The organism is Pseudomonas sp. efr-133-TYG-23 (genome assembly GCF_030209215.1).
Taxonomy (GTDB): domain Bacteria; phylum Pseudomonadota; class Gammaproteobacteria; order Pseudomonadales; family Pseudomonadaceae; genus Aquipseudomonas; species Aquipseudomonas rhodesiae.
In genome coordinates, this window is sequence record NZ_JARVSL010000035.1 from 15,448 (window position 1) to 41,441 (window position 25,994).

General features: G+C 60.0%; 22 protein-coding genes. 16 read left to right on the forward strand and 6 right to left on the reverse strand.

Features of this window, described 5'->3' with window-relative positions; translation table 11 throughout:
• Positions 1–13: 13 nt before the first annotated feature.
• Both QRN41_RS21995 and QRN41_RS22000 read right to left on the reverse strand, forming a co-directional pair.
• Positions 14–730, reverse strand: coding sequence for an LrgB family protein (locus QRN41_RS21995; protein ID WP_034100922.1), 717 nt, complete (start codon positions 728–730; stop codon positions 14–16).
• Positions 727–1,089 (reverse strand): CidA/LrgA family protein, encoded by a 363-nt coding sequence (locus tag QRN41_RS22000; RefSeq protein WP_034139427.1) that lies wholly within the window; start codon positions 1,087–1,089, stop codon positions 727–729. Before QRN41_RS22000 ends, QRN41_RS21995 begins: the two co-directional genes overlap by 4 nt.
• Before the next feature lie 203 nt (positions 1,090–1,292).
• Between QRN41_RS22000 and QRN41_RS22005 the strand changes: the two genes are divergently transcribed.
• From QRN41_RS22005 to QRN41_RS22015, 3 genes are all read left to right on the forward strand, one after another.
• On the forward strand, positions 1,293–1,748 hold the full coding sequence (locus QRN41_RS22005; RefSeq protein WP_034100924.1) for a MaoC family dehydratase: 456 nt from the start codon (positions 1,293–1,295) through the stop codon (positions 1,746–1,748).
• Positions 1,749–1,853: 105 nt separating this feature from the next.
• Complete coding sequence (locus QRN41_RS22010; RefSeq protein WP_167418184.1) at positions 1,854–3,572, forward strand: C13 family peptidase; 1,719 nt, start codon at positions 1,854–1,856, stop codon at positions 3,570–3,572.
• 29 nt (positions 3,573–3,601) lie between these two features.
• The gene (locus tag QRN41_RS22015; RefSeq protein ID WP_034100926.1) at positions 3,602–4,243 is read left to right on the forward strand and encodes an oxidoreductase; all 642 of its coding nucleotides are present in this window, start codon (positions 3,602–3,604) and stop codon (positions 4,241–4,243) included.
• 57 nt (positions 4,244–4,300) lie between these two features.
• Here the strand turns inward: QRN41_RS22015 and QRN41_RS22020 are convergent, their stop codons facing one another.
• The 4 genes from QRN41_RS22020 to QRN41_RS22035 are packed head-to-tail and all read right to left on the reverse strand — an operon-like array spanning position 4,301 to position 8,524.
• Positions 4,301–4,585: a YceK/YidQ family lipoprotein gene (locus QRN41_RS22020; RefSeq protein ID WP_034139431.1), complete on the reverse strand. Its 285-nt coding sequence runs from the start codon at positions 4,583–4,585 to the stop codon at positions 4,301–4,303.
• On the reverse strand, positions 4,578–5,207 hold the full coding sequence (ubiX, locus tag QRN41_RS22025; protein WP_034100928.1) for a flavin prenyltransferase UbiX: 630 nt from the start codon (positions 5,205–5,207) through the stop codon (positions 4,578–4,580). Before ubiX ends, QRN41_RS22020 begins: the two co-directional genes overlap by 8 nt.
• Positions 5,204–6,553 (reverse strand): UDP-N-acetylmuramate:L-alanyl-gamma-D-glutamyl-meso-diaminopimelate ligase, encoded by a 1,350-nt coding sequence (mpl, locus tag QRN41_RS22030; protein WP_094065975.1) that lies wholly within the window; start codon positions 6,551–6,553, stop codon positions 5,204–5,206. The genes ubiX and mpl overlap by 4 nt, the downstream gene beginning before the upstream one ends.
• Positions 6,554–6,610: 57 nt before the next feature.
• Positions 6,611–8,524 (reverse strand): sigma-54-dependent Fis family transcriptional regulator, encoded by a 1,914-nt coding sequence (locus QRN41_RS22035; protein WP_167418183.1) that lies wholly within the window; start codon positions 8,522–8,524, stop codon positions 6,611–6,613.
• A 273-nt stretch (positions 8,525–8,797) separates the two neighbouring features.
• On the opposite strand from QRN41_RS22035, the gene exaC reads away from it, so the two are divergent.
• The 13 genes from exaC to QRN41_RS22100 all read left to right on the forward strand — a co-directional run bounded on the left by exaC (position 8,798) and on the right by QRN41_RS22100 (position 25,972).
• Positions 8,798–10,318, forward strand: a complete 1,521-nt coding sequence (exaC, locus tag QRN41_RS22040) for an acetaldehyde dehydrogenase ExaC (RefSeq protein ID WP_034115221.1) — start codon at positions 8,798–8,800, stop codon at positions 10,316–10,318.
• A gap of 146 nt (positions 10,319–10,464) precedes the next feature.
• Complete coding sequence (gene eat / locus QRN41_RS22045; RefSeq protein WP_034100934.1) at positions 10,465–11,898, forward strand: ethanolamine permease; 1,434 nt, start codon at positions 10,465–10,467, stop codon at positions 11,896–11,898.
• Positions 11,899–11,960: 62 nt separating this feature from the next.
• Entirely contained in the window at positions 11,961–13,355 is a 1,395-nt protein-coding gene (locus QRN41_RS22050) for an ethanolamine ammonia-lyase subunit EutB (protein WP_034100935.1), read from the forward strand.
• On the forward strand, positions 13,352–14,188 hold the full coding sequence (gene eutC, locus QRN41_RS22055) for an ethanolamine ammonia-lyase subunit EutC (RefSeq protein WP_167418182.1): 837 nt from the start codon (positions 13,352–13,354) through the stop codon (positions 14,186–14,188). The genes QRN41_RS22050 and eutC overlap by 4 nt, the downstream gene beginning before the upstream one ends.
• 89 nt (positions 14,189–14,277) lie before the next feature.
• Positions 14,278–14,736 (forward strand): GNAT family N-acetyltransferase, encoded by a 459-nt coding sequence (locus tag QRN41_RS22060; RefSeq protein ID WP_167418181.1) that lies wholly within the window; start codon positions 14,278–14,280, stop codon positions 14,734–14,736.
• Between the two features lie 386 nt (positions 14,737–15,122).
• Positions 15,123–15,779, forward strand: a complete 657-nt coding sequence (locus QRN41_RS22065) for a DedA family protein (protein WP_123479421.1) — start codon at positions 15,123–15,125, stop codon at positions 15,777–15,779.
• 6 nt (positions 15,780–15,785) lie between these two features.
• Positions 15,786–16,601, forward strand: coding sequence for a M90 family metallopeptidase (locus QRN41_RS22070; protein WP_034139435.1), 816 nt, complete (start codon positions 15,786–15,788; stop codon positions 16,599–16,601).
• A 109-nt stretch (positions 16,602–16,710) separates the two neighbouring features.
• Complete coding sequence (gene ppa, locus QRN41_RS22075; RefSeq protein WP_003176323.1) at positions 16,711–17,238, forward strand: inorganic diphosphatase; 528 nt, start codon at positions 16,711–16,713, stop codon at positions 17,236–17,238.
• A 214-nt stretch (positions 17,239–17,452) separates the two neighbouring features.
• Positions 17,453–18,226, forward strand: a complete 774-nt coding sequence (locus QRN41_RS22080; protein WP_034100940.1) for a LexA family transcriptional regulator — start codon at positions 17,453–17,455, stop codon at positions 18,224–18,226.
• 450 nt (positions 18,227–18,676) lie between these two features.
• Complete coding sequence (ycaC, locus tag QRN41_RS22085; protein WP_034100941.1) at positions 18,677–19,309, forward strand: isochorismate family cysteine hydrolase YcaC; 633 nt, start codon at positions 18,677–18,679, stop codon at positions 19,307–19,309.
• A gap of 250 nt (positions 19,310–19,559) precedes the next feature.
• On the forward strand, positions 19,560–24,176 hold the full coding sequence (locus tag QRN41_RS22090; protein WP_285422137.1) for an RHS repeat-associated core domain-containing protein: 4,617 nt from the start codon (positions 19,560–19,562) through the stop codon (positions 24,174–24,176).
• 1 nt (position 24,177) lies between these two features.
• Positions 24,178–24,492: a hypothetical protein gene (locus tag QRN41_RS22095; protein ID WP_034100954.1), complete on the forward strand. Its 315-nt coding sequence runs from the start codon at positions 24,178–24,180 to the stop codon at positions 24,490–24,492.
• A gap of 340 nt (positions 24,493–24,832) precedes the next feature.
• On the forward strand, positions 24,833–25,972 hold the full coding sequence (locus tag QRN41_RS22100; RefSeq protein ID WP_167418212.1) for a Fic family protein: 1,140 nt from the start codon (positions 24,833–24,835) through the stop codon (positions 25,970–25,972).
• Positions 25,973–25,994: the final 22 nt, after the last annotated feature.

The following is a 25,994-nucleotide window of genomic DNA, read 5'->3' on the forward strand; positions in this document are numbered from 1 at the left end:
CCTTAAACCCGGTTTAAACAATGACCGACACGGCCAGCGGCAGGAACACCGCCGTAGCCACGCCCATCAAACTCATGGCAAGCGCCGCGAAGGCGCCACACTCTTCGCTTTCCTGCAAGGCCACTGAAGTACCGACGGCATGGGCGGTCATGCCCAGGGCCATGCCACGCGCCTCGGCGCTGTGAACGCCCAGACGCGACAACAACGCCGGGCCGACCATCGCGCCGACCACGCCGGTGATCAACACAAATACCGCCGCCAGCGCCGCCACGCCGCCGATCTGCTCGGCCACCAGCATGGCGATCGGCGACGTCACCGACTTGGGCGCCATGGTCATCAGCACCATGTGTTCGGCGCCAAACCACCATCCCAGCAGCACGCACAGACCGGTGGCGAAGACCCCACCTATCACCAGCGTAGTAAAAATCGGCCAGAACAATTGGCGAATCCGCCGCAGATTCAGGTACAGCGGCACCGCCAGGGCCACCGTCGCCGGGCCCAAGAGGATGCCCATGATCTCGGTGCTCTTGCGGTACTCGGCGTAGCTCAGGCCACAGCTGAGCAACACACCGATCACCAGCAGCATCGACACCAACACCGGTTGCAGGAAGATCCAGCGGGTTTTCTCGAAGCCCGCCAGCACCAGTTGATAGGCGCCCAGGGTGATACCGATCCCGAACAAGGGATGATGAATCACTGCCGTCCAGGCTCCGTGCCAGTCGAAGATCATTGGCCCTCCTCCTCACTGGCATGCCGCTTGGCCAAACGCTCCATCATCACGCCGATCACGGCCATGGCAATTACCAGCGACAACACGAGGGCGCCGACAATAGCCCAGAAATCCGCAGCGATAGCCTTGGCATACACCATCACCCCGACTGCGGGTGGCACCAGCAGCAACGGCAGGTAGCGCAACAGGCTGCCGGCGGCCAGGCTCAGGGGCTCACCCACCTCGCCGCGCCACACCAGAAAGCCCAGCATCAGCAGCAGGCCGATGATGGGCCCCGGCAGAACCGGCAACAGCAAATGATTGAGCGCCGTGCCGATCAGTTGAAACAGCACCAGCCACGTCAGGCCACGTAACAGCATCCGTCCTCTCCCCTTTAGAACCCGCCCGCATTATAAGCACGCTGGCGCTATGCCCAGGCATTCGCCATAAGCATGGTGGGTTGACCGAGCTGATGGGCCATGATGATCTACAGTGGATCTCTGTCACCCATAAAAGCCCCGCCGCCACTGGATAAACACATGGCTGTGCCGGGCATAAAACCGATGAACCAAGGAGAGACGCAATGCCCTATGTACCCGTAGCGCAGCTCAACGATTATGTCGGCAAGGAACTGGGACGTTCCGAATGGCTCACCATCGACCAGGCCCGTATCAACCTGTTCGCGGAGGCCACCGGCGATCATCAGTTCATCCACGTCGACCCGGTCAAGGCCGCGCAGACGCCGTTCGGCAGCACCATCGCCCACGGGTTTCTGTCGCTGTCACTGATGCCGAAGTTGATGGAAGACATCCTGATCGTGCCAGAAGGCCTGAAAATGGCGATCAATTATGGCCTCGACAGCGTGCGCTTCATCCAGCCGGTGAAAGTCAATTCCAAGGTACGCCTGAACGTCACGCTCACGGACGTCACCGAGAAAAAGCCCGGCCAATGGCTGTTCAAGGCCACCGCCACCCTGGAGATCGAAGGCCAGGAAAAACCTGCTTACATTGCCGAGTCCCTGTCGCTCTGCTTCGTATAAGGGTTTGCCTGTGGTGAGGCACGCACACTCACCACAGGGTATGTAAATTTATGTATGAAACTCGCAGCTGCGGCATACTCGGCGCTCAATTATCCGGATCCCGCTATGCGCCCACTCGCCCCCCTTGCCCTTGTCCTGTTGCTCACCGCTTGCGGAGATGGCGAATCGCTGTTGCCGCCGGATGCGCGCCTGCCCGATGGCGGCCGTTACCGGGGCGATGTGGTCAATGGTTTGCTGCAAGGCCAGGGCCGCGTGGATTACCCCAACGGCAGTTGGTACGCCGGCACGTTCGACAAGGGCCAGTGGCACGGTCAGGGTGAATGGCATGGCAGTAACGGCGAGGTCTATAAAGGGCAGTTCAAGCAGGGCCTGTTCGACGGCCAAGGCAGCCTGAACACCGCTGGCAGCCAGTATGTGGGCGGGTTCAAGAACGGTCGTCGCCATGGCGAAGGCACCCTCAAAGAAGGGCAGATGACCTACCGTGGCGAGTTCAAGGACGACCAATATTCCGGCCTCGGTCGCCTGGAACTGGCCGACGGTAGCCAGTATCAAGGCCAGTTCGCCCACGGCAAACCCAATGGCGAAGGCCAGCGCAACGACGACAGCGGCAACCAGTTCAGCGGCCATTTCGTCGATGGCCAACTGGAAGGCAACGGCACCTTCAACAGCGCCGATGGCGACATTTACATCGGCCAATTCAAACAGAACCAGCTCAACGGCAAGGGCCGTTACGAAAACGCCGATGGTGACGTATGGATCGGCCAGTTCAAGGAAGGCGCGCTGACCGGTAAGGGCGAGTTGATCGGCGCGGATGGCAGCCACTATGTCGGCGAGTTCGCCGACTGGCGCTTTAGTGGACAAGGCCGCCTGAACCTCACCGACGGCAGTTTCTATATCGGTGGCTTCGACAGCGATAACTACCAGGGCCGTGGCACCCTCGTACTCACCGACGGCACCGTACAGGCCGGCACCTGGGTCAACGGCATGCGCGTACGCGACGCGGAGGGCAAGTTATTACCCGACCCGTTGGAAATCGGCGTTCTGGCCCAAGGCCATCTGCTCGATGCCGCTCTCGCGGCCGTACCGGCCTCCACCTCCGCCGTCGAGCTGTACACCCTGGTGTTGGCCGGTGACGGCAAACAGAGCGTGTTCCTGCGCGAAGCCGATTACGTCAGCAATCTACTGGCGATCCGCTTTGGCGCACGCGGGCAGATTCGCCTGGTCAATCACCGCGACCACATTGCCGACCGCCCGCTGGCCACCCGCGAGAGCCTGCGCCGCTCCGTACAAACCCTGGCAGATCGCACTGGGCCGGAAGACCTGGTGTTCATCTACCTGACCAGCCACGGCACCCATGAACACGAACTGGTCCTGGACCAACCGCGCATGGAGCTGGCCGACCTGCCCGCCGACGAACTGGCGGCCGTAATGGCGCCGCTGAAAAACCGCGACAAAATTATTGTGATTTCCGCCTGTTACTCCGGCGGGTTCATCCCCGCGCTGAAAGACGACCGCACCCTGATCATGACGGCGTCGCGCGCCGACCGGGTGTCCTTCGGTTGTTCCGAAGAAGCCGACTTCACCTACTTCGGCGACGCCCTCTTCGCCCAGGCGCTCAACCAGACCGACGATTTGCAACAGGCCTTCAAGCTGGCCCAAGGGCATGTGAGCGAACGCGAACAGGCGGACAACTTCGAAGCGTCCGAGCCGCAGATCTGGGCTCCCAAAGGCGTGATCGCCCATTGGCAACTCTTGCGTAAACAGCAGGCACGAAAGGCGCTCGAAAGCGTCTCAATGAATAGCAAGGAAGCCAAAGGCAACTAAGCTGAACCGTGTAACAAGGGGGAAACACCATGTACCTGACGCCTCAGCATATTTTGCTTGCCGGAGCCTCCGGCCTAACGGGCGAACACCTGCTCGACCGCCTGCTCAACGAACCCACCGTCACCCGTGTACTTGCGCCCAGCCGCAAACCGTTGGCCGAACATCCGCGCCTGGAAAATCCAGTGGGCGACCCGGCGGTGTTCCTGCCCCGGCTCAGCGGCCAGGTAGACATTGCTTTCTGCTGCCTGGGCACCACCATCAAGCAAGCAGGCTCCGAAGAAGCGTTCCGCGCGGTGGACCTGGACATGGTGGTGGCTTTCGCCAAGCGAGCCCGGGAAATGGGCGCGCGGCACCTGATCGTGATCAGCGCGATTGGCGCCGATCCGAAGTCTTCGATCTTCTACAACCGCGTGAAAGGGGAAATGGAAGAAGCGCTCAAAGCTCAGGACTGGCCACAACTGACCATCGTGCGCCCATCGTTGCTGCTGGGCGAACGCCTCAAACCGCGCCTGGCCGAACAACTGGCCGGTCCGCTGTCGCGTCTGATTCCGGGTAAATACCACGGCATCGAAGTGTGCGAACTGGCCCGCGCCATGTGGCGCTTGGCGCTGGAAGAGCAAGACGGGGTGCGGGTGGTGGAGTCGGACGAACTGCGCAAGCTCGGTAAATAACCCCAAATAAGGGAGGGGGGGGGTTGCCCCCGATGGCGGAGGGGCTGTAAACCCAGGTTAAAGCCCGCCCGTGGCGTTGAACCCCACCCCCAGCACCGTCAACACCGACAGTGGCAACAGCAAGGTGTCGAGCAACGCACTGGCCGGCAGGTCGATGCCGGGATAGCTCGGCGCCTCGGCCCCAAACCGGTCCTTGGCGCAGCAGCCGCCATTCATCGCATATAAATCCAAACGCGTGCCGGCATACACCACCGGCGCGTTCGGCTTGGCTGCGTCCAACGTGCGCGCCGTGGCGCAGCCGGTCAGGTGCAACGCCAGCAGCACCAGCAGCGCCTTATTCATCGCTGCTCAAATGGTGCTCGCCCCACCGCGGCAGCATGTCCTGGGGGATATTCAACAGGTTGAGAATGCGCGCCACTACAAAATCCACCAGATCATCGATGGTTTGCGGCTGGTGATAGAAGCCCGGCGACGCCGGCAAAATCGTCACGCCCATATTCGATAGCTTGAGCATGTGCTCCAGGTGAATGCTCGAATACGGCGCCTCGCGCGGCACCAGAATCAGTTGGCGCCGCTCCTTCAAGGTCACGTCCGCCGCGCGCTCGATCAAATTGTTGCAGGCGCCGGTGGCAATCGCCGACAAGGTGCCGGTAGAACACGGCACCACCACCATCGCCGCCGGGGCACCGGAGCCCGAGGCCACCGGCGACATCCAGTCTTCCTTGCCGTAGACCTTGATCTGCCCCGCCGCCGCACCGGTGTACTCGGTGAGAAAGGCTTGCATCGATTGCACCTTGGCGGGCAGCGCCACATCGGTCTCGGTGGCCAGCACCAATTGCGCGGCTTTGGAAATCAAGAAGTGCACCTCCCGGTCCTCGCGCACCAGGCAATCGAGCAAGCGCAAGCCATAGGGGGCGCCGGATGCGCCAGTCATCGCCAGGGTGACGCGTTCCGGCCCGCTCATTTCAGAGCCTCGGCCAGTTTGCCATGCAGGCCGCCGAAACCACCGTTGCTCATGACCACCACATGGGTGCCCGGCGTGGCTTTTTGTTTGACGAACGCAATGATGCCTTCGATGGAGTCGCACACTTGCGAAGGCACTGTGCACTGCGCGGCAATGGCCGGCAGGTCCCAGCCGAGGTTGGCCGGGGCGTACCACACGGCCTGGTCGGCATCATTGACGCTTTCCGGCAAGCCGTCGCGGTGGGCGCCGAGTTTCATGGAGTTGGAGCGCGGTTCGACAATGGCGATGATCGGCGCATCACCGACCTGTTTGCGCAGGCCGTCGAGGGTGGTGGCAATGGCCGTCGGGTGGTGGGCAAAGTCGTCGTAGATGGTAATCCCATTCACGTCGGCGACTTTTTCCATCCGGCGCTTCACGCTTTTAAATGCGCTCAACGCCGCAATGCCCATGGCCGGAACCACGCCCACATGCCGCGCCGCCGCCAGGGTCACCAATGCGTTGGCCACGTTGTGCTGACCGGTCATGCCCCAATCGACAACACCTTGGGCCTCGCCTTCGAACAGCACCTCAAATCGCGAGCCGTCGTCACTGAGCAACTTGACCTGCCACTGCCCGCCGACACCGGTGGTTTGCACAGGGGTCCAGCAGCCCATATCGATCACTCGCTGCAGGGCCGGTTCGGTGGTCGGGTGGATCACCAGCCCCTCGCTCGGAATGGTGCGCACCAAATGGTGGAACTGCCGTTCGATCGCCGCCAGATCGGGGAAGATATCCGCGTGATCGAATTCCAAATTGTTCAAAATCGCCGTGCGCGGACGGTAGTGCACGAACTTGGAACGCTTGTCGAAGAAAGCGCTGTCGTATTCATCCGCCTCGATCACGAAAAACGGGGTCTCGCCCAGACGCGCCGATACCGAGAAGTTCTGCGGCACGCCGCCGATCAGGAAGCCCGGGCTCATGCCCGCATGCTCCAGCACCCAGGCCAGCATGCTGCTGGTGGTGGTCTTGCCGTGGGTGCCCGCAACAGCCAATACCCAGCGACCTTGCAACACATGGTCCGCCAGCCACTGCGGGCCGGACACATAAGGTAAGCCTTTATTGAGCACGTACTCGACCGCCGGATTGCCACGGGACATAGCGTTGCCGATCACGACCAGGTCCGGGACCGGCTCGAATTGCGCCGGGTCGTAGCCTTGGGTCAACTCAATGCCCTGAGCTTCCAGTTGCGTGCTCATGGGTGGGTAAACATTGGCATCGGAGCCGGTGACATGATGGCCCAGCTCTTTGGCCAGAACCGCCATCGAGCCCATGAACGTGCCGCAAATACCGAGAATATGAATGTGCATAGTCGACCTCGTAAAACATCGAGGCAGGTTAGCGTAGGGTGGGGAAATTCGCACTCTTTAGCTGATAGCCTGGCGGGCGATCCCGTGTCTGCGCAGCTTTCTATAAAGGGTATTGCGGCTGATACCGAGCTGCTGCGCCGTGAGTGTCATATGCCAGCGTTGTTGCTCCAGCACGGCCAGTAACGCCAGGCGCTCGGCATCGTCCAACGGTGACTCCAGCTGCGCCGCCTCGGTCAGGGCCTGCGGGTGGGCCTGACGGATCGCGACAGGCAGATCTTCCAGGCCCACACGTCCGTTGTCACACAGCGCCGCCAGCGTGCGCAGCACCGTACGCAGTTGCCGCACATTCCCCGGCCAGCTGAAACCCAACAGTGCCGAGCGCGCCGCCGCATCCAACACTATTGTCTGCCCATGCGCCTCCTGCGCCAGGAGAAACTCCAGCAACTGCGCCTTATCGCTGCGTTCACGCAACGGTGGCAGGCTGACTTCCAGACCGTTGAGCCGGTAATACAAATCTTCGCGAAAGCTACCGTTCCGTACGCGCTCCGACAGGTTTCGGTGAGTGGCACTGATGATGCGCACGTTCACCGCCTGGGGCTCGCCACCAATGGGCACCACTTGGCGGTCTTCCAGCACCCGCAATAGCCGGGTTTGCAGGGCCAGCGGCATGTCTCCGATTTCATCCAGAAACAGCGTGCCACCGTCGGCCTGCTGCAATTTGCCGGGCATGCCTTCTTTGCGTGCACCGGTAAAGCTGCCACCGCGATAACCGAACAGTTCGCTTTCGATCAGGCTTTCCGGGATCGCCGCGCAATTGAGGGCGATAAAGGCCTTGTCGACGCGCTGGCTGGCGTGGTGGACGGCTTTGGCGAAGGCTTCCTTGCCGGAGCCGGTTTCGCCGTTGATCAGCAACGGCACGTCGCGCTCGAATACCCGCAGCGCCTTGCGAAACCCCTCCTGCAACGACGGGTCGCCCAGGCAGATATCGGGCTGGCGCGCAGGTTGCGGGGCTGGGTTCGGCGCAGGCGCCAGCACGGCCGACACGCGGCGCGGCTGGCCACGCAAGGCGGCGAACAAATGCCGCCCCTCCCGCGTGCGCAGGGGCCAACTGGCAGTGGCCGTAGCGCTGGCGCGACAGAGTAGTTGATCCAGGGAACACTCGAAAAAGGCCTCCACCGGTCGCCCCAACAACCCGTCGCGCACTTGCCCCAGCAGGTTCAAGGCGCTCTGGTTGACCGCGCATATGCGTCCTTCGCCATCGAAGGCCAGCAAGCCTTCGCTGAATAACCCCACGGACTCGGCCTGCAAATGAAAACGCAACAGCCAGTGCTGCTCAAAGTGACGCAGGAAGTAACAGCTTTCGATCATCTTGGCCGACAGGTTCACCAGCGCCATGGTGTGGAACTGGCTCTGGCGCGACACCGCCTCGCGAGCCGATGACACATCCAACACTGCCAGCAGCTCGCCGTGGGGGTCGAACACTGGGCTGGCCGAACAGGTCAGCCCGGTGTGCCGGCCGCGAAAATGCTCATCCCGATGAATCGTCAAGGGTTGACGTTCAACCAGGCAGGTGCCGATGCCATTGGTGCCTTCGCTGGCCTCACTCCAATCGGCACCGAGCCACAACCCGGCGCGCTCGAAAACCCTACGCTCGGAGGGCGCGGTGACACAGTTGAGGATCACTCCGCGCGCATCGGTCAGCAGCACCGCGTGGCCGGCACCTGAGAGTTGTTGGTGCAGGCTGTTCATCTCGCTGCCGGCGATTTGCAGTACTTGCTGCAGACGCTCACGGCTTTCGAGCAGGCGGCCGTGTTCGAGCACGGTGGGAGCGATGGTTTGCGCAGGGTCGAGGTGGTAATCCTCCAGGCACCGCAGCCAGGAACGAGCGATGGAAGGATCGCTCGATGGGTCGCGGCCACGCGCCACTGTCAGGACCTGCTGGGCATGGCGACTGAAATGATCGTTGTGCATGTTCTTATTATTCTCCCGGCGTGAGAGCGTCCAGCATCCTCCAGCCCTGTGATGGATGCAATCCCGAGTCGGCCCACTGGTCATAAGCTGTACCGTTTATGGCACAAACTGTCACACCCGCTGTATCGCGCGTGCCACAGCAACCCTTTGCAACAAACCCCAACCCCTTGATTTACCTGGCCCACAACGCAGTGGCCCAACCTTTGCTCTACGCTTTACCAAGCGCTTGAGCGCTGCACTCCAATAAACATAAAAAGCCAGGAGATACCCACCATGCGTTACGCACACCCCGGTACTGAAGGCGCGATCGTTTCGTTCAAGGCCAAGTACGGCAACTACATCGGTGGCGAGTTCGTTGCGCCGGTCGATGGCAACTATTTCACCAACACCTCGCCGGTCAACGGCAAGCCTATCGCCGAATTCCCCCGCTCCACTGCCAAGGACATCGATAAAGCGCTGGACGCCGCCCATGCCGCCGCCGACGCCTGGGGCAAAACCTCAGCCCAGGACCGCTCGCTGGTGCTGCTGAAAATCGCCGATCGCATCGAGCAGAACCTCGAACTGCTTGCCATCACCGAGACCTGGGACAACGGCAAAGCCGTGCGTGAAACCCTCAACGCCGACATCCCCCTCGCTGCCGACCACTTCCGTTACTTCGCCGGCTGCATCCGCGCCCAGGAAGGCACCAGCGCCGAGATCAATGAGCACACCGCGTCCTATCACTTCCATGAGCCGCTGGGCGTGGTCGGTCAGATCATTCCTTGGAACTTCCCACTGCTGATGGCCGCCTGGAAACTCGCCCCGGCCCTTGCCGCCGGTAACTGCATCGTGCTCAAGCCGGCCGAGCAGACGCCGCTGGGCATCAACGTGTTGATGGAAGTGATCGGCGACCTGCTGCCACCGGGCGTGCTGAACGTGGTGCACGGGTTCGGCAAAGAAGCCGGCGAAGCCCTGGCCACCAGCAAGCGCATCGCCAAGATCGCCTTTACCGGTTCAACCCCGGTGGGCTCGCACATCATGCACGCGGCGGCCACCAACATCATCCCGTCCACCGTCGAACTGGGCGGCAAGTCGCCGAACATCTTCTTCGCCGACATCATGAAAGCCGAACCGTCGTTCATCGAAAAGGCCGCTGAAGGCTTGGTGCTGGCATTCTTCAACCAAGGCGAAGTCTGCACCTGCCCATCCCGCGCGCTGGTGGAAGAGTCGATCTACGACGATTTCATGAAAGTGGTGATGAAGAAGATCGAGCAGATCAAACGCGGCGACCCGCTGGACACCGACACCATGGTCGGCGCCCAGGCGTCCGAGCAGCAGTTCGACAAGATCCTCTCGTACCTGGACATCGCCAAGGGCGAAGGTGCGCAACTGCTGGCCGGCGGCCAGGTCGAGAAACTCAGCGGCGACATGGCCGGCGGTTACTACATCCAGCCGACCCTGCTTAAGGGCACCAACGAAATGCGCGTGTTCCAGGAAGAAATCTTCGGCCCGGTGGTGAGCATCACCACGTTCAAGGACGAAGCCGAAGCCCTGGCAATTGCCAACGACACCGAGTTCGGCCTGGGTGCCGGCGTGTGGACCCGCGATATCAACCGCGCCTACCGCATGGGCCGGGCGATCAAAGCAGGCCGCGTATGGACCAACTGCTACCACCTCTACCCGGCGCACGCCGCGTTCGGCGGTTACAAGAAGTCCGGCGTGGGCCGTGAGACTCACAAGATGATGTTGGATCACTACCAGCAGACCAAGAACTTGCTGGTGAGTTACGACATTAATCCATTGGGCTTCTTCTAACTCACAACACCCTCCCATCTTTGAAATGCCATCAACTGTGGGAGGGGGCCTGCCCCCTCCCACATTTAGATATTTATAAGTACTTGCGAATACATCCGGCCCACAGAGGCCGAGTTAAAAACAATAACAATGAAAGGTACTTTTCCATGCCTAGCGAACCCACTGGATCTTCTGTCGACTTCGAAAAAGTCGACACCGACTACTTCCAACAACGCGAACTGAAAAAAGGCGCCGCCGGCTGGGTACTGCTGGTGGGCCTCGGCGTTGCCTACGTGATCTCCGGCGATTATGCCGGCTGGAACTTCGGCCTGGCCCAAGGCGGCTGGGGCGGCATGTTCCTCGCAACTTTACTGATGGCCACCATGTACTTGTGCATGTGTTTTTCCTTGGCCGAACTGTCCTCGATGATCCCCACCGCCGGCGGTGGCTACGGCTTTGCCCGCAGCGCTTTCGGGCCCTGGGGCGGGTTTCTCACCGGAACGGCCATCCTGATCGAATACGCAATCGCCCCGGCCGCTATCGCGGTATTTATCGGCGCCTATTGCGAGTCGCTGTTCGGCATTGGCGGCTGGATGATTTATCTGGCGTTCTACATCCTGTTTATCGGCATCCATATTTTCGGCGTCGGCGAAGCGCTGAAACTGATGTTCGTGATCACCGCCATTGCGGCGATTGCCCTGGGCGTGTTCCTTGTGGCTATGGTGCCGCACTTCAACATGGCCAACTTGCTGGATGTGCCGGTGACCGAAGCCAAGGGCGCCAGCACCTTCCTGCCCTTCGGCTACGTCGGGGTATGGGCGGCAATCCCTTATGCGATCTGGTTTTTCCTCGCCGTGGAAGGCGTACCGCTGGCCGCTGAAGAAACCAAGAACCCCAAGCGCGACCTGCCCCGTGGCCTGATCGGCGCCATTGTGGTGCTCACCAGTTTTGCCCTGCTGATTCTGGTGATCGCACCGGGCGGCGCCGGCACCTATGCGCTGGTCAAATCGGGTAACCCGTTGGTGGAAGCACTGGCGTTGTCCTACGGCGGCTCGACCTGGATGGGCAGCTTCGTCAATCTGGTCGGCCTGGCCGGGCTGATCGCGAGCTTTTTCTCGATTATCTACGCCTATTCGCGGCAGATTTTCGCGCTTTCCCGCGCCGGCTACCTGCCGCGCAAGCTGTCGCAAACCAACAAAAGCAAGGCGCCGGTACTGGCGCTGGTGATCCCCGGCATCATCGGGTTCGGCCTGTCCCTCACTGGCCAGGGCGATCTGCTGATCCTGGTGGCGGTGTTCGGTGCGACGATTTCCTATGTGTTGATGATGGCCGCGCACATCACCCTGCGCGTGCGTCGCCCCAAAATGGAACGTCCTTACCGCACGCCCGGCGGCATTTTCACGTCCGGCGTCGCGCTGGTACTGGCCTGTGTGGCCGTGGTGGCGGGCTTTCTGGTGGATCCGCGGGTGGTGATTGGCGCGGCGATCATCTATGGAGTATTAATTGCTTACTTTGCTTTCTACAGCCGGCATCACTTGGTAGCAGGCACGCCCGAAGAAGAATTCGCCGCGATCCAGGCCGCAGAGGCCGCCTTGCACTAAGCCGTAAACCTCGACGCGGGCGCTGTTCATTCATTTGGCCCGCGTCGTCAAGGAGACACTGTATGGCAAGCTTTTCCCACGCGGTCGGTGCACAAACCTACCGCTTTGATAGCCTCAAAGACGTAATGGCCAAGGCCAGCCCCGCCCGTTCCGGGGACTTTCTGGCCGGCGTGGCCGCGCAGAACGACGGCGAGCGGGTGGCGGCGCAAATGGCGCTGGCAAATATCCCGTTGAAACATTTCCTTGAAGAAGCGCTGATTCCCTACGAAAGCGATGAAGTCACCCGTCTGATCATCGACACCCACGACAAACAGGCATTTAGCGCAGTCAGCCACCTGACCGTCGGCGGCCTGCGCGACTGGCTACTGAGCGACGCCGCCGACGAACAATCCCTACGCGCCCTGGCGCCCGGGCTGACGCCGGAAATGGCCGCCGCCGTGTCGAAGATCATGCGCGTGCAGGACCTGGTGCTGGTGGCGCAGAAGATCCGCGTCGTCACCCAGTTTCGCGGCACCATGGGCCTGCGCGGGCGCTTGTCGACGCGCCTGCAACCCAACCACCCCACGGACGAACCGGCGGGCATCGCCGCCAGCATTCTCGACGGCCTGCTCTACGGCAACGGCGACGCCATGATCGGCATCAACCCGGCCACCGACAGCATCGCCTCGATCTGCGCGATGCTGGAGATGCTCGACGCGATCATCCAACGCTACGAGATCCCCACCCAAGCCTGTGTGCTGACCCACGTCACCACCTCTATCGAAGCCATCAACCGTGGCGTGCCCCTGGACCTGGTGTTTCAGTCGATTGCCGGCACCGAGGCGGCCAACGCCAGTTTCGGCATCAGCCTGAGCGTGCTGCAGGAAGGTTACGAGGCGGGTTTGAGCCTCAAGCGCGGCACCCTGGGACAAAACCTGATGTATTTCGAAACCGGCCAGGGCAGCGCCTTGTCAGCCAACGCGCACTTTGGCGTCGACCAGCAAACCTGCGAAACCCGCGCTTACGCGGTGGCGCGGCATTTCAAGCCGTTTCTGGTTAACACCGTGGTCGGCTTTATCGGCCCGGAATACCTGTACAACGGCAAGCAAATCATCCGCGCCGGCCTTGAGGATCATTTCTGCGGCAAGCTATTGGGCGTGCCGATGGGCTGCGACATCTGCTACACCAACCACGCCGAAGCCGACCAGGACGACATGGATACCCTGCTGACGCTGCTGGGCGTGGCCGGGATCAACTTCATCATGGGCATCCCCGGCTCCGACGACATCATGCTCAACTACCAGACCACCTCCTTCCATGACGCGCTATACGCCCGGCAGACCTTGGGGTTAAAACCGGCACCGGAATTTGAACAGTGGCTGGCGAAAATGGGCATTTTCACGCAGGCCGACGGTAAGGTGCGCTTCGGCAGCAGCCTGCCACCGGCTTTTCGCCAAGCCTTGGCGCAACTGGGATGAAGGAGCCTACCGTGCAACGCGACCTGCCCGACAACCCCTGGCTGGAACTGCGCCGCCTCACCCCGGCGCGCATTGCCCTGGGCCGCACCGGCACCAGCATTCCCACCAGTGCGCAACTGGATTTCCAGTTCGCCCACGCCCAGGCGCGCGACGCGGTGCACCTGCCGTTCGACCATGCGGGCCTGAGCCAGCAACTGGCCGAACGCGGGCGTGACAGCTTGTTGCTGCACAGCGCCGCCACCGACCGCCACAGCTACCTGCAACGCCCGGACCTGGGCCGCCGCTTGAGTGATGAATCGGCCCAGGCCCTGCGCGCGCATGCCCAGGCCAATCCGGGAGGCGTGGACCTGGCAGTGGTGGTGGCCGATGGTTTATCGGCATTGGCGGTGCATAAACACACCTTGCCGTTTCTGACACGCCTGGAGGAACAAACCCACGCCGAGGGCTGGTCGTTATCGCCGGTGATACTGGTGGAACAGGGCCGTGTGGCCGTGGCCGACGAGATCGGGCAATTGCTCGGCGCCAAAATGGTGGTGATCCTGATCGGCGAACGACCGGGGCTCAGCTCACCGGACAGCCTGGGCCTGTATTTCACCTACAACCCCAAGGTCGGCCTCACCGATGCCTACCGCAACTGCATCTCCAACGTGCGTTTGGAAGGGCTGAGTTACGGCATGGCAGCGCATCGCCTGCTTTACTTGATGCGAGAGGCGTGTCGACGGCAGCTGTCGGGGGTCAATCTCAAGGACGAGGCGCAGGTTCAGACGATCGAGTCGGACGATCCGGACCTGATGAAAGGGAATTTTCTGCTCAGCTCACCGGATGACCAATAGCGGCACGATTGCGCTTTTTGGCGCCATTAGGCAGCATCCGGTCACGGCCGCTTGTGTGGTCATACCCCATTTGGAAGTTGAGGCCTGGCATGCGGATTACTCAAGCGACCCTGGAACACTTGGACCTGTTGACCCCCTTGTTCGTCAAATACCGCGAGTTCTATGGGGCGCTGCCCTACCCGGACTCGTCCCGGGCCTTCCTGGAAAAACGCCTGCGGCGCAAGGAGTCGGTGATCTACCTGGCGCTGGCCGATGACGACGACAAGAAGCTGCTTGGGTTTTGCCAGCTGTACCCGAGCTTTTCGTCGCTGTCGCTCAAGCGGGTGTGGATCCTCAATGATATTTATGTGGCCGAAGACGCACGTCGCCAATTGGTGGCGGACAACCTGATGCGCACGGCCAAGAAAATGGCCAAGGAGACCCACGCGGTGCGGCTGCGGGTGTCCACCAGCAGTGATAACCAGGTGGCGCAAAAAACCTACGAGTCGATGGGTTTTCGCGAGGACACCGAATTCAAGAACTACACGTTGCCGATCAGCGAAGACTGATGCCCGGATAGACACACTGTTAACGAGGGCAAGCCCTCTCCCACATTGATCTTATTGTCATGGCGGGTTTGCGACCGGTTCTGCGGGTGTAAATGCAGGGAAACGCTCCGAGCCAGGTGCCTTGACACTACTCCAATGTGGGAGGGGGCTTGCCCCCGATGACGGTCTGACTGCCCCACCACTTTCGCGAACACGCTGAATTGGTGGCAATCTGCAGACCGGGCTCCACGACATCCCCCGCTACAAAAGCCACACGCTTTTCACCTCCCGATCCGTATAATGCGCACCTTTCAGGGTTGTAAGAATCGCGGCATACACTTGTAGCCTTACTTACCCGAGCTTCCGCACAGGCCTGCTGAGTCGGGCCGTTCACACAGGTGCCATCCATGGATTTCAACCCGCTCGACCTTATCCTGCATCTCGATGTTTACCTCGATCTGCTGGTCACCAATTACGGTCCGTGGATCTACGCCATTCTGTTTCTGGTGATCTTTTGCGAGACCGGCCTGGTGGTCATGCCCTTCCTGCCGGGCGATTCGCTGCTGTTTATTGCCGGTGCGGTGGCGGCCGGCGGCGGTATGGACCCGGTGTTGTTGGCCGGCCTGTTGATGCTGGCGGCGATCCTTGGCGACAGCACCAACTATGTGATCGGGCGAACCGCCGGCGAGCGTTTGTTCAGCAACCCGAATTCGAAGATCTTCCGCCGCGACTACTTGCAAAAAACCCACGATTTCTATGACAAGCACGGCGGCAAAACCGTGACCCTGGCGCGCTTCCTGCCGATCCTGCGCACCTTTGCGCCGTTCGTCGCCGGCGTCGCCAAAATGCCGTACGCCCGCTTTTTCGGCTTCAGCGTGCTGGGTACCGTGCTGTGGGTCGGCGGCCTGGTGACCCTCGGGTACTTCTTCGGCAACGTGCCGTTTATCAAGAAAAACCTGTCGCTGTTGGTGGTGTTCATCATTCTGCTGTCCCTGGTGCCGATGATCATCGGCGTGTTTCGCAGCCGCTTTGGCCGCACCAGCTCCGAAGCCAAACAGCAGTAACCGGCGATGTGGTCCCTCAGCGCCTGGCGTCGTCGGCGCCTGCTGGCCAAGCACCCGATTGCCGACGACACGTGGCAGCGGGTGCGCCATCACCTGACCTTCCTCGACGGCATCAGCGCCGAGCAGGACCAGTGGCTGCGTGAAGCCTGCGTGGTGTTCCTCGCCGAAAAACACCTCACCGCCCTCCCCGGCGTCGACTTGCATCAGGAACAACGCCTGCTGCTCGCCGCCCAAGCGCAATTGCCGCTGATGAACCTTGGCGACCTCGATTGGTATCAGGGCTTCCACGAAATCGTGCTGTACCCCGACGACTTCCTCAGCCCGCAACGTCATCGCGACGCCAGCGGCGTCGAGCACGAGTGGGATGGCGAGCACAGCGGCGAAGCCTGGCAACAAGGCCCGGTGATCCTTGCCTGGCCCGGCGTGCTAGCCAGCGGCCAGTGGGAAGGCTACAACCTGGTGATCCACGAACTGGCGCACAAGCTCGACATGCTCAACGGCGACGCCAACGGCCTGCCGCCGCTGCACAGCGACATGCGCGTGCAGGAGTGGGCCAGCGTGATGCAAAGCGCGTTTGATGACCTCAATCGCCAGTTGGACGCCCACCCCGATGCCGAAACGCAGATAGACCCGTACGCGGCGGAAAACCCGGCGGAGTTCTTTGCCGTTACCAGCGAATATTTCTTCAGCGCCCCGGATTTGCTGGTCGACAGTTATCCCCAGGTATACGCCCAACTCAGCCGCTTCTATCGCCAGGATCCCCTGGCCCGCCTGACCCAACTGCAAGCCGCTGACCCGCGCTATCAGCCACAAGGCGAATGACCGTACGACGTCTGGCGCATGGCATCGGCGTCAGAATGTGCCTATAATCGCGGCCACTTTTAGGCCAATCCGGCCAAGTTTCTTGGCCAACTAACGGGGGCAACGCCCAATGAGCTACAGCAAGATTCCGGCTGGCAAAGACCTGCCGAACGACATCTACGTCGCCATCGAGATTCCGGCCAACCACGCGCCGATCAAATACGAAATCGACAAAGACAGCGACTGCCTGTTCGTTGACCGTTTCATGGCCACCCCGATGTTCTACCCGGCCAACTACGGTTTTATCCCCAACACCCTGGCTGACGACGGCGACCCCCTCGACGTACTGGTCGTAACCCCTTACCCGGTTACCCCTGGCTCGGTTATCCGCGCACGCCCAGTCGGCATCCTGAACATGACCGACGACGGCGGCGGCGATGCCAAAGTCATCGCAGTGCCTCACGACAAACTGTCCCAGCTGTACGTGGACGTGAAGGAATACACCGATCTGCCGCCACTGCTGCTGGAACAGATCAAACACTTCTTCGAGAACTACAAAGACCTCGAAAAAGGCAAATGGGTGAAGATCGACGGTTGGGGCAACGCAGACGCCGCCCGTGCCGAGATCATGAAGTCGGTGGCTGCCTACAAAGGCTGATACCGAATCCTCATTGCCTGAGTCCATCAGAAAAAGCCCCGTTCATTCGGGGCTTTTTTTTGGAAAAAATAAACGCATAGTTCAACAAACAGCAACTAACGTTTAAGTGCGCAATAAAAATGAAAAAATAGGCCACAACTAAGCAAAAACCTACAAGTGCAAATCAACGCATGGTTTATTTGATTAGTTTTCTCGGCCAGTAAACTCTGCGTTTATGAATAAATCAGGTGATCGTTTAAAAGCGCTACTGCGGGAAGTTCATCTTTCCGCTTCCGACTTCGCCAAGAACCGCGGTGTCACACCTCAACATGTGAACAACTGGTTCAAACGCGGCGTGCCCATGGGCCGACTCAATGAGATCGCAGAACTGCTCTGTGTCTCCAGCCGTTGGCTACGCACCGGCGAAGGCCCCAAACACCCACCGGCCAACTTCCTGCTGGAAGGCCCCGGTACACGGAAAGGACTCCCCACCCGCGAAGAAAGTGGCAAATACCTCACAGGCCCCGCCTGCCCGCCGGAAAAACTGGATGTGGAAATCCCCCTCCACCCCACCTTCACTTCAACCGAACGTATTCGCATCTCTGTGCACGCTCTCAAAACCCTCAACATCAACCCCGACCGCGCGCTGGGCGCCTACATGGTCGACAACAGCATGATCGACATCATCCAGCAAGGCGCCACCCTCGCCATCGACAAAGGCCGTACCCAAATCATTGACGGCGAAATCTACGCCGTCGAACACGACGGCATGCTACGCATCAAATACCTCTACAACCGGCCTGGCGGCGGTTTGCGCATGCGCAGTCACAACGCCAGCGAACACCCGGATGAATACCTCACCCACGAGGAACGCTTCGAACAGAACTTCGAGATTGTAGGCTGGGTGTTTTGGTGGTCCACCCTCAACAACCGCCGCCCTCCGGTACCGCTGGATGAGCACCTATTAGGCTGGGAAGGCTCTAAATCGGACACGGAGGTGGGCAACTGAGAGGAATGTGGGTATCATCCGTCGCACATTTGGCAGGGGTAGCCCAAGGCTATCCACCCTGCTCGGCGAAGCGGAGGAGTTCCCGCGGATGCCCCTACTATTCAGCCCGACGCCATGTGGGCTGAGCGATTTGAAGGCTGGTAAGGTTTGTCAAAAACAAATTGAAGCAGTCCCCGAGAAGCCGGCCACAAGCCGGCTTTTTAATGTCCGTAAGAAACGCCCTCCTATAGTCGCAACCACCGCGACGCCGCCACTGCGAACACCTGTCACTCAGTCTCCCTTCAACGCTCGACTCTTCATCGGCAGCACTGTCGAACAAGATTTGCCATCGTCCTATTTAAGTTGACAGAAAGACATATTCCAGCCGGTTTATCACATTCTAAGCACCCATTAATCTGTGCCCATGTTGAACGCAACGCCCAACCAACCTAAACAAAAAAGGATTCAACCATGAGCACTGCAACCTACAACCGCCTCAACAAAGACGACGCCATCGTACTGCTGGTCGACCACCAGACCGGTCTGATCTCCCTGGTGCAGGACTTCTCACCCAACGAGTTCAAGAACAACGTGCTGGCTTTGGCCGACCTGGCGAAGTTCTTCAACCTGCCGACCATCCTCACCACCAGCTTCGAACAGGGCCCCAACGGCCCGCTGGTGCCGGAGCTGAAAGAGATGTTCCCGGATGCGCCTTACATCGCCCGTCCTGGTCAGATCAATGCGTGGGACAACGAAGATTTCGTCAAGGCAATCAAAGCCACCGGCCGTAAGCAAATCATCATTGCCGGTGTGGTCACGGATGTCTGCGTAGCGTTCCCGACCTTGTCGGCGCTGGCGGAAGGGTTTGAGGTGTTTGTGGTAACCGATGCATCCGGCACGTTCAACACCACGGTGCAGCAAGCGGCGTGGAGCCGGATGACACAAGCCGGTGCACAGTTGATGAACTGGTTCTCGGTGGCTTGTGAGCTGCATCGCGACTGGCGTAACGATATCGAAGGGCTGGGCAATCTACTGTCCCAGCGTATCCCGAACTATCGCAACTTGATGAATGGGTATGCGGCGCTGACGGCGCATCAGAAGTAAGCCAGCCTTAGCGTGCGATAAGCCTGCCCTGAAAAGCAGGCTTTCGTTATTCAACCGAGCTTCCAACTTTGAGAACCACAGCGCACTGCTCTTCAATCAGCATAATCGCCATTTGAAGTAGCCCCCAACTGTGATTGGGGCTGACTATTGCGCGACCTTCATAAGCCCTTTCTGATTTTCCCCACCGTTCATCCAGCCGCTTTTTACTGCGGCAGACTCCGACGCCTTGCCCTCTGCCGAGACGTCACGGATGACCCACGCTTCCCACATTGCCTCTATCGAACATGAGCTGGATGGCTTTCATCAGAGCCTGGTGACTTATCGCCAGCAGATGGGCGCCTGGTATTCGCGGACGGTGGATTCGGTGAGCCATGCGGCAGATATGCCGTCGTTGCTGGGGATGGATCGGGTGTTGCGCGTCGGTGACTCGCAGACAACCGTAAGCATGAGCGACGCTAACTTTATCGGCAGTGTTGCCGTGTGCCAGTTGGGCGGCGAGCTGAAGATAGAGAGCAAATTCGACTCAGTGTATGACGTGCCGATTGGCGACATTCCGGTCGAGGTGATCAGGCTGGATGACGGCAGTTCCACGCGGGTCATGTTGGATGAGCACGGCAAGGGCTCACACCACTGCGCCGCTGGCGGGCGCTATCAGGTTCGGGTACAGGGCGGTGTTTCCCAGGAGCAGGTTGACGCGTTGTTCGCCTCCTACGCCGGGCTGATGGCGGACCTGGAGCGGTGGCTTCGCGAACAGTGGCAAGGCTTCAAGCCGCATTGGCAGCAGTCCACGGCCAGTGCGATTGGCAGCGGCGTGCTGGCGGGCAGTTGGGCCGCGATCCGGGACGTGTGGGACAGCATCAAGCTGGTGCAGGCGATTCTTGAAAACCCGTTGAAGTACGTCGAACAGCTGGGAGCCGAAGCGGCCAAGCTGGCACAAATCGCCACCGATGCGCCCAAGGTCATGGAACAGGCGATGTTGCTCGCCAGTGATGAGGCGGCGCTGTTCCTGCTGGTGCGCACGGCGATGATCTGGTTGGGCGCATTGCCGCCCAGTGAGATTGCGCAAGTGGCCGCTGGGTTTGTGGTGTCGCTGCTGATTGACCTGGTGATTGGCGCGGTGCTGACCATCGCATTGCCGGCGGCGGCTGTGGCGTATTTGAGCCTGCGGTTGGCCAGGTATGGCGCACAGATTGTTAAAGCGGCTGTTGGTTTTGTTCAGAGCGTGCTGGCGATTCTGACGAGGTTCATGCAGGCGGTGGATCGCTACAAAGCGGTAGCGGTTCGCGGCGTGGTCGGCGGAGTGAAGCAAGGCACGCTGCAGATGCGCTGGCGGGCGCGGCAGAACGCGGTGCTGAAGCAAAAAGAGCCTGTGGATGATGCACCGCTCGTGGCGACAAATCCTAAGGGCGATGCGGCGGCTTCTGCGGATAAAACCGTCACTAACGGCTGCCCCGTATCGATGGTCACCGGCGAGGAATTGCTGACCCTGACTGATGGCACGTTGGATGGGATTTTGCCGTTTGAATGGACACGCCTGTATCGCACCAGTGCGGTGGAAGTCGATTTAGGACTGGGGTTTGGCTGGAGCCACGGCCTGGCACAGCGGCTGCTGGTTTCAGGCGATTCGGTGGTGTGGACCGACCATGAAAATCGCTCTATCTCGTTTCCAATCCCCACCGTTGCGAGGCCGGCAATCACCAATAGCCTGGCCGAAGCAGCGATCTATCTGGGGGCTTCGCCGGATGAGCTGGTGCTGGCCCAGGCATCGCGGTTCTACCACTTTCGCGACGGTGTGCTGACGGCGATCAGCGATGCGTATGACAACCGCCTGCGAATTTTCCGCGACGTGCTCGGACGTATCGAGCGGGTGGATAACGGGGTGGGTCGCTCGTTGTTTCTGCGCTATGGGAGCGGGCGCATTGTCGCGGTGGACTACCAGATTCAGCGCGCCGAAGGCCGTGGTCCGTATGTCTGGACGACTGAGCAAAACGTCGTTTCCTACGCCTATGACGACCTGGGCCGACTGGTCTCGGCGACCAATGCCGTCGGCGAGAGCGAGGTGTATCGCTACGACGAGCAGCACGTCATTGTGGAACGCGGCCTGGCCGGTGGGGCGAGTTTCTTCTGGGCGTGGGAACGCTCCGGCAAGGCGGCGCGCTGTGTGCGGCACTGGGCCAGCTTCTCGCAGATGGACACGCGCTATGTGTGGGGCGATGACGGCCAAGTCACGGTGCACAACGCCGATGGCAGCCAGGAAATCTATGTCCACGACGACCGTGCGCGATTGGTGCAACGCATCGATCCCGATGGCGCGCAGCACTTCAAATCCTACGATGCCCAAGGGCGGTTGACGGTCGAACAAGACCCGCTGGGGGCGGTGACGGCGTATCAGTACGACGAAGCCGGACGGCTGGTGGCGCTGTTTCCCGGCGAAGATGAGCCCACTACCTACGAGCATGACCACGGTTTCGTACGCGTGGTGCGCCGGGGTGAAGCGGTCTGGAAATACGAGCGCAATGACCAGGGCGATATCACCCGTAGCACCGATCCCGACGGTCACGTTACCGACTACAGCTACAACAAACATGGGCAACTGACCGGCGTCTGGTACCCGGATCACAGCTGCCATCGCTTGGTGTGGAATGAGCGCGGGCAACTGGTTGAGGAGCAGTTGCCCAATGGTGGCATCAGGCGCTATCGCTACGACGACCTGGGCCGCGAGGTGGCGCGCGAAGATGAACACGGCGCGCTGACCCAGTACCAGTGGGACGCTGTGGGTCGGCTGACTCGTCTGACCCTGCCAGGCGGTGCCACCCGCGAATACAGCTACAACCCCTACGGAAAAATCACCGCCGAACGCGACGAACTCGGCCACGTCACCCGCTACGACTACGCCGACGGCCTGCACCTGATCAGCCGTCGCCTGAATGCCGATGGTACTCAGGTCCAGTACCGCTATGACAACGCCCGATTACTGCTCACCGAAATCGAAAACGAGGTCGGCGAGACCTACCGACTCAACTATCACCCCAACGGGCTGATCCAACAGGAAGTCGGGTTTGATGGGCAGCGCACCGCTTACGTTTACGACCTCAACGGCAACCTGCAGGAAAAAACCGAACACGGCGACGACGGTAGTCAGCTCGTCACTCGTTACGAACGCGACCACGCCGGACGCCTCGTACGAAAAACCCTGCCCGACGGCAACAACGTCGATTACGCCTACGACCGCCAGGGCAATCTCCTCAGTGTCGACGACGGCCACTGGGCGTTGGCCTACGAATACGACCGCCAAAACCGCCTCACCGCCGAACACCAGGGCTGGGGCACCCTGCGCTACGGCTACGACGCCTGCGGCCAGCTCAAGCACCTGCGCCTGCCGGACAACAACCGCGTAGTGTTCAACCGCGACAAGGGCGGGCACCTTGCGACTGTTGAATTGAATGGCAAAACCCTGACCTCGCACCTATTCAACGCCGGTCTGGAACACCAGCGCCAACAAGGCCAACTGCTCAGCCACTATCACTACGACGACCAACAGCGCCTGCACGCCCACGCCGTCACCCACCAGACCCATCCGCTCTACCAGCGTCAATACGACTACGACCGAGGCGGCAACCTCACCCACCTGCTCGACACCCGCAAAGGCGAACACCACTACCACTACGACCCGCTGCAACGCCTGACCCGCGCCGACCATTCCCACGACGTGCAGGAACGTTTCGCCCACAACCCGGCCGGCAACCTGCTGATGCAAAACCGCCCCGGCCCCGACATCGTCGCCGGCAACCGCCTGCTGATCCAGGGCGACCGCCACTACACCTACGACGCCTTCGGCAACCTGACCCAGGAACGGCGTGGCAAAGGCCAGCAACTCGTCACCGAATACCGTTATGACAGCCAGCACCGGCTGATCGAAATCACCCGGCCTAACGGCCAAACCGCCAGCTACCGCTATGACCCGTTTGGCCGACGTATCAGCAAAACCGTCGACGGCATCACCACCGAATTTTTCTGGCAAGGCGACACACTTATCGCCGAACACCAAGCGGGCCGCCACCGCAGCTACCTCTACGAACCCGACAGCTTCCGGCCGCTGGCGCTTTTAGAAGGCTTCGGTCCAAAAGAAACACAGCCCTACCACTACCAACTCGACCACCTCGGCACACCCCAGGAACTCACCACCCCCGAGGGCGATATCGCCTGGTCCGCCCACTACCGCGCCTACGGCGAAATCGCCCGCCTCGACGTAGGCAAAATCGATAATCCGCTGCGTTTCCAGGGCCAATACTTCGACGAAGAAAGCGGCCTGCACTACAACCGCCATCGCTACTACAATCCGGATATTGGTCGCTACCTGACGCCGGACCCGGTGAAGTTGGCGGGTGGGATTAATGGGTATCGGTATGTGCCTAACCCTACGGGGTGGGTGGATCCGCTGGGACTGAGTACATGCCCAGGGAATAAAGAATGTAAACCATCGTTGAGTGTTGACGAGCCTGTACCGCGACACAATGATGGACAGCCAAGCCTACCCACTGCCCACTCTCATTTTCCAAGCGATCCTAATGATTTAACAGACGTGCTAGGAGTAGCGCCAAAAGTCTCCACGACAAAGCATGGCACTCAGCGAATGGAGTGGAAACCTAACAGTAATACCCGGATTAGATTTGAGAGCCATCCGGGAGATGAGGGTGTATTCGTACAGAGACATCACGGCGAGCACTATCACATAGAGCTAAAGCCCAACGACTTCAGTTGGAAACAGGCTGAAAAAAACAGTCTAGTAATGAAAGTACTACCACATAATTACGAAGAAGGGCACGGAACCGGATTTTTGCCGGGTGAAAAACATCCAGGAAGCTGACATGAAAAAATTCCCTGTGGCAGATGGAACAATTGAAAAACTGATATGCAACCGCAATACATTGATAATGGAGTTTACAGACTGGCAGGAAAGACGATGGGAGATAACCTTCAACGATCTAGTTGCCTTTCAAGGCTTAGGCGCTGTCGGCACCGAAATATGTGATATGTACGAAGAGGAAAACACATGGCTCTCGCAAGAAGCAACCAGACTAGAACCTGGCGAAACTGGAATAACTTACTGTTTTACATCGAGTAATGGCGGAGAAAAAATTCTTCTCGTAGTTGCTGGCAGCTATAGCGCACAAGAGATATGACATTTTCCTGAAAACTCGTCAGTGATAAAAACTGATTCACCTGAACCCCGTCACAACTAAGAGCTACACAGGACTGTTTTTCTTCTAGCCTAATGCACGCACCAGATAAAGAACCTTTTATCACCCTTATCAACGGCGCAACTAAAACCACAGTGAACTCACTCAGGGCGCAGATGAAAGAAGTGAAATGAAGATACAGGTAACTGATATGGATTTCATGGTGCACTTACGAACACACCCACCACCAGCCTAGACCCTGAGCCAAATCCGAAGCACAATCGGCTCACCAAATGAGCCGAATAACCCCTTTATTCGGCTCACGCACCCCAGGCATTCAACCATGGCTCATCCGCACTGGATCTGGCAACACGCCGACTGGCCGCACTTCCACTGGCAACCCGGTCGCCTCGCGCCGTTGCTGCGCGATTGCGGACAAGCCCAGGGCAAGTTGCTGGGCATGCTCGGCTCCGTCAGCCAGCCAGTCAGCGCACAGAATGAACTGGATGCGCTGCTGCAAAATATCCTGACGTCCTCGGCGATTGAGGGTGAACAGTTGAATGTCGGCTCGGTGCGCTCGTCCCTGGCAAGGCGGATGGGCCTGGAAGCGATGGAAGACGGTCAGGTAAGCCGCCGCAGCGAAGGCCTCGCCGAGTTGATGATGGATGCCACTCAACAATTCACCCAGCCGTTTACCCTCGCCCGCCTATTGAAATGGCATCACTTATTGTTCCCGGTCCCGGAAGCGGGCTATACCGCTCGAGCGCTCAATATTGGATCCTTGAGGGGAGATGAGCCAATGCAAGTCGTGTCGGGCCGGCTTGATCGGCCGACCGTGCATTTCGAGGCCCCGCCACGTCTGGGACTGGAGCAGGCACTGGCGGATTTTCTGGAGTGGTTCGAAACCAGCCGCGATCAGCCGGAACTGGACCCGCTGGTACGCGCCGGCGTCGCGCACTTCTGGTTTGTCACACTGCATCCCTTCGATGACGGCAATGGTCGCCTGACACGCGCTATCACCGATTTGGCACTGGCCCAGGGTGAACACCAGGCCATCCGTTTCTATGCCATGTCAGCCAGCATCCTCGAAGACCGCACCGGCTACTACAACGCACTGGAATCCAGCCAGAAGGCCTCACTGGATATCACTGACTGGCTGGAGTGGTTCCTTAAAACCCTGTTACGCAGCGTGCAGCAGGCAATGGCGCGGATTGACCGAGTGCTGGGAAAGAGTCGGTTCTGGCAGCAACACCGCGACCTCCCTTTGTCTGCTGAACAGATCAAGGTTCTCAATCGACTGCTCGACGGTGGTGAGAAGAGCTTCGAACACGGCATCAGCGCGGCGCAGTACCAAGCGGTGGCAAAGGTCTCCAAGGCGACAGCGACGCGACACCTGGCTGACCTGCTGGAAAAAAACTGCTTGGTTCGTCTGCCCGGAGGCGGCCGCAGCACGCGTTATCAGGTCAATACAGCAGGCAAGTGACACCCCGCTCATTTGCCCAGAA

Coding starts and splice junctions, on each gene's coding strand:
- QRN41_RS22100 (WP_167418212.1), top strand. CDS start 24,833: ATGGCTCATCCGCACTGGATCTGGCAACACGCCGACTGGCCGCACTTC.
- ppa (WP_003176323.1), top strand. CDS start 16,711: ATGAGCTACAGCAAGATTCCGGCTGGCAAAGACCTGCCGAACGACATC.
- QRN41_RS22090 (WP_285422137.1), top strand. CDS start 19,560: ATGACCCACGCTTCCCACATTGCCTCTATCGAACATGAGCTGGATGGC.
- eutC (WP_167418182.1), top strand. CDS start 13,352: ATGAAGGAGCCTACCGTGCAACGCGACCTGCCCGACAACCCCTGGCTG.
- QRN41_RS22035 (WP_167418183.1), bottom strand. CDS start 8,524: ATGCACAACGATCATTTCAGTCGCCATGCCCAGCAGGTCCTGACAGTG.
- QRN41_RS22060 (WP_167418181.1), top strand. CDS start 14,278: ATGCGGATTACTCAAGCGACCCTGGAACACTTGGACCTGTTGACCCCC.
- QRN41_RS22020 (WP_034139431.1), bottom strand. CDS start 4,585: ATGAATAAGGCGCTGCTGGTGCTGCTGGCGTTGCACCTGACCGGCTGC.
- QRN41_RS22050 (WP_034100935.1), top strand. CDS start 11,961: ATGGCAAGCTTTTCCCACGCGGTCGGTGCACAAACCTACCGCTTTGAT.
- QRN41_RS22070 (WP_034139435.1), top strand. CDS start 15,786: ATGTGGTCCCTCAGCGCCTGGCGTCGTCGGCGCCTGCTGGCCAAGCAC.
- QRN41_RS22010 (WP_167418184.1), top strand. CDS start 1,854: ATGCGCCCACTCGCCCCCCTTGCCCTTGTCCTGTTGCTCACCGCTTGC.
- QRN41_RS22005 (WP_034100924.1), top strand. CDS start 1,293: ATGCCCTATGTACCCGTAGCGCAGCTCAACGATTATGTCGGCAAGGAA.
- QRN41_RS22080 (WP_034100940.1), top strand. CDS start 17,453: ATGAATAAATCAGGTGATCGTTTAAAAGCGCTACTGCGGGAAGTTCAT.
- QRN41_RS22095 (WP_034100954.1), top strand. CDS start 24,178: ATGAAAAAATTCCCTGTGGCAGATGGAACAATTGAAAAACTGATATGC.
- exaC (WP_034115221.1), top strand. CDS start 8,798: ATGCGTTACGCACACCCCGGTACTGAAGGCGCGATCGTTTCGTTCAAG.
- QRN41_RS22065 (WP_123479421.1), top strand. CDS start 15,123: ATGGATTTCAACCCGCTCGACCTTATCCTGCATCTCGATGTTTACCTC.
- QRN41_RS21995 (WP_034100922.1), bottom strand. CDS start 730: ATGATCTTCGACTGGCACGGAGCCTGGACGGCAGTGATTCATCATCCC.
- ycaC (WP_034100941.1), top strand. CDS start 18,677: ATGAGCACTGCAACCTACAACCGCCTCAACAAAGACGACGCCATCGTA.
- ubiX (WP_034100928.1), bottom strand. CDS start 5,207: ATGAGCGGGCCGGAACGCGTCACCCTGGCGATGACTGGCGCATCCGGC.
- QRN41_RS22015 (WP_034100926.1), top strand. CDS start 3,602: ATGTACCTGACGCCTCAGCATATTTTGCTTGCCGGAGCCTCCGGCCTA.
- mpl (WP_094065975.1), bottom strand. CDS start 6,553: ATGCACATTCATATTCTCGGTATTTGCGGCACGTTCATGGGCTCGATG.
- QRN41_RS22000 (WP_034139427.1), bottom strand. CDS start 1,089: ATGCTGTTACGTGGCCTGACGTGGCTGGTGCTGTTTCAACTGATCGGC.
- eat (WP_034100934.1), top strand. CDS start 10,465: ATGCCTAGCGAACCCACTGGATCTTCTGTCGACTTCGAAAAAGTCGAC.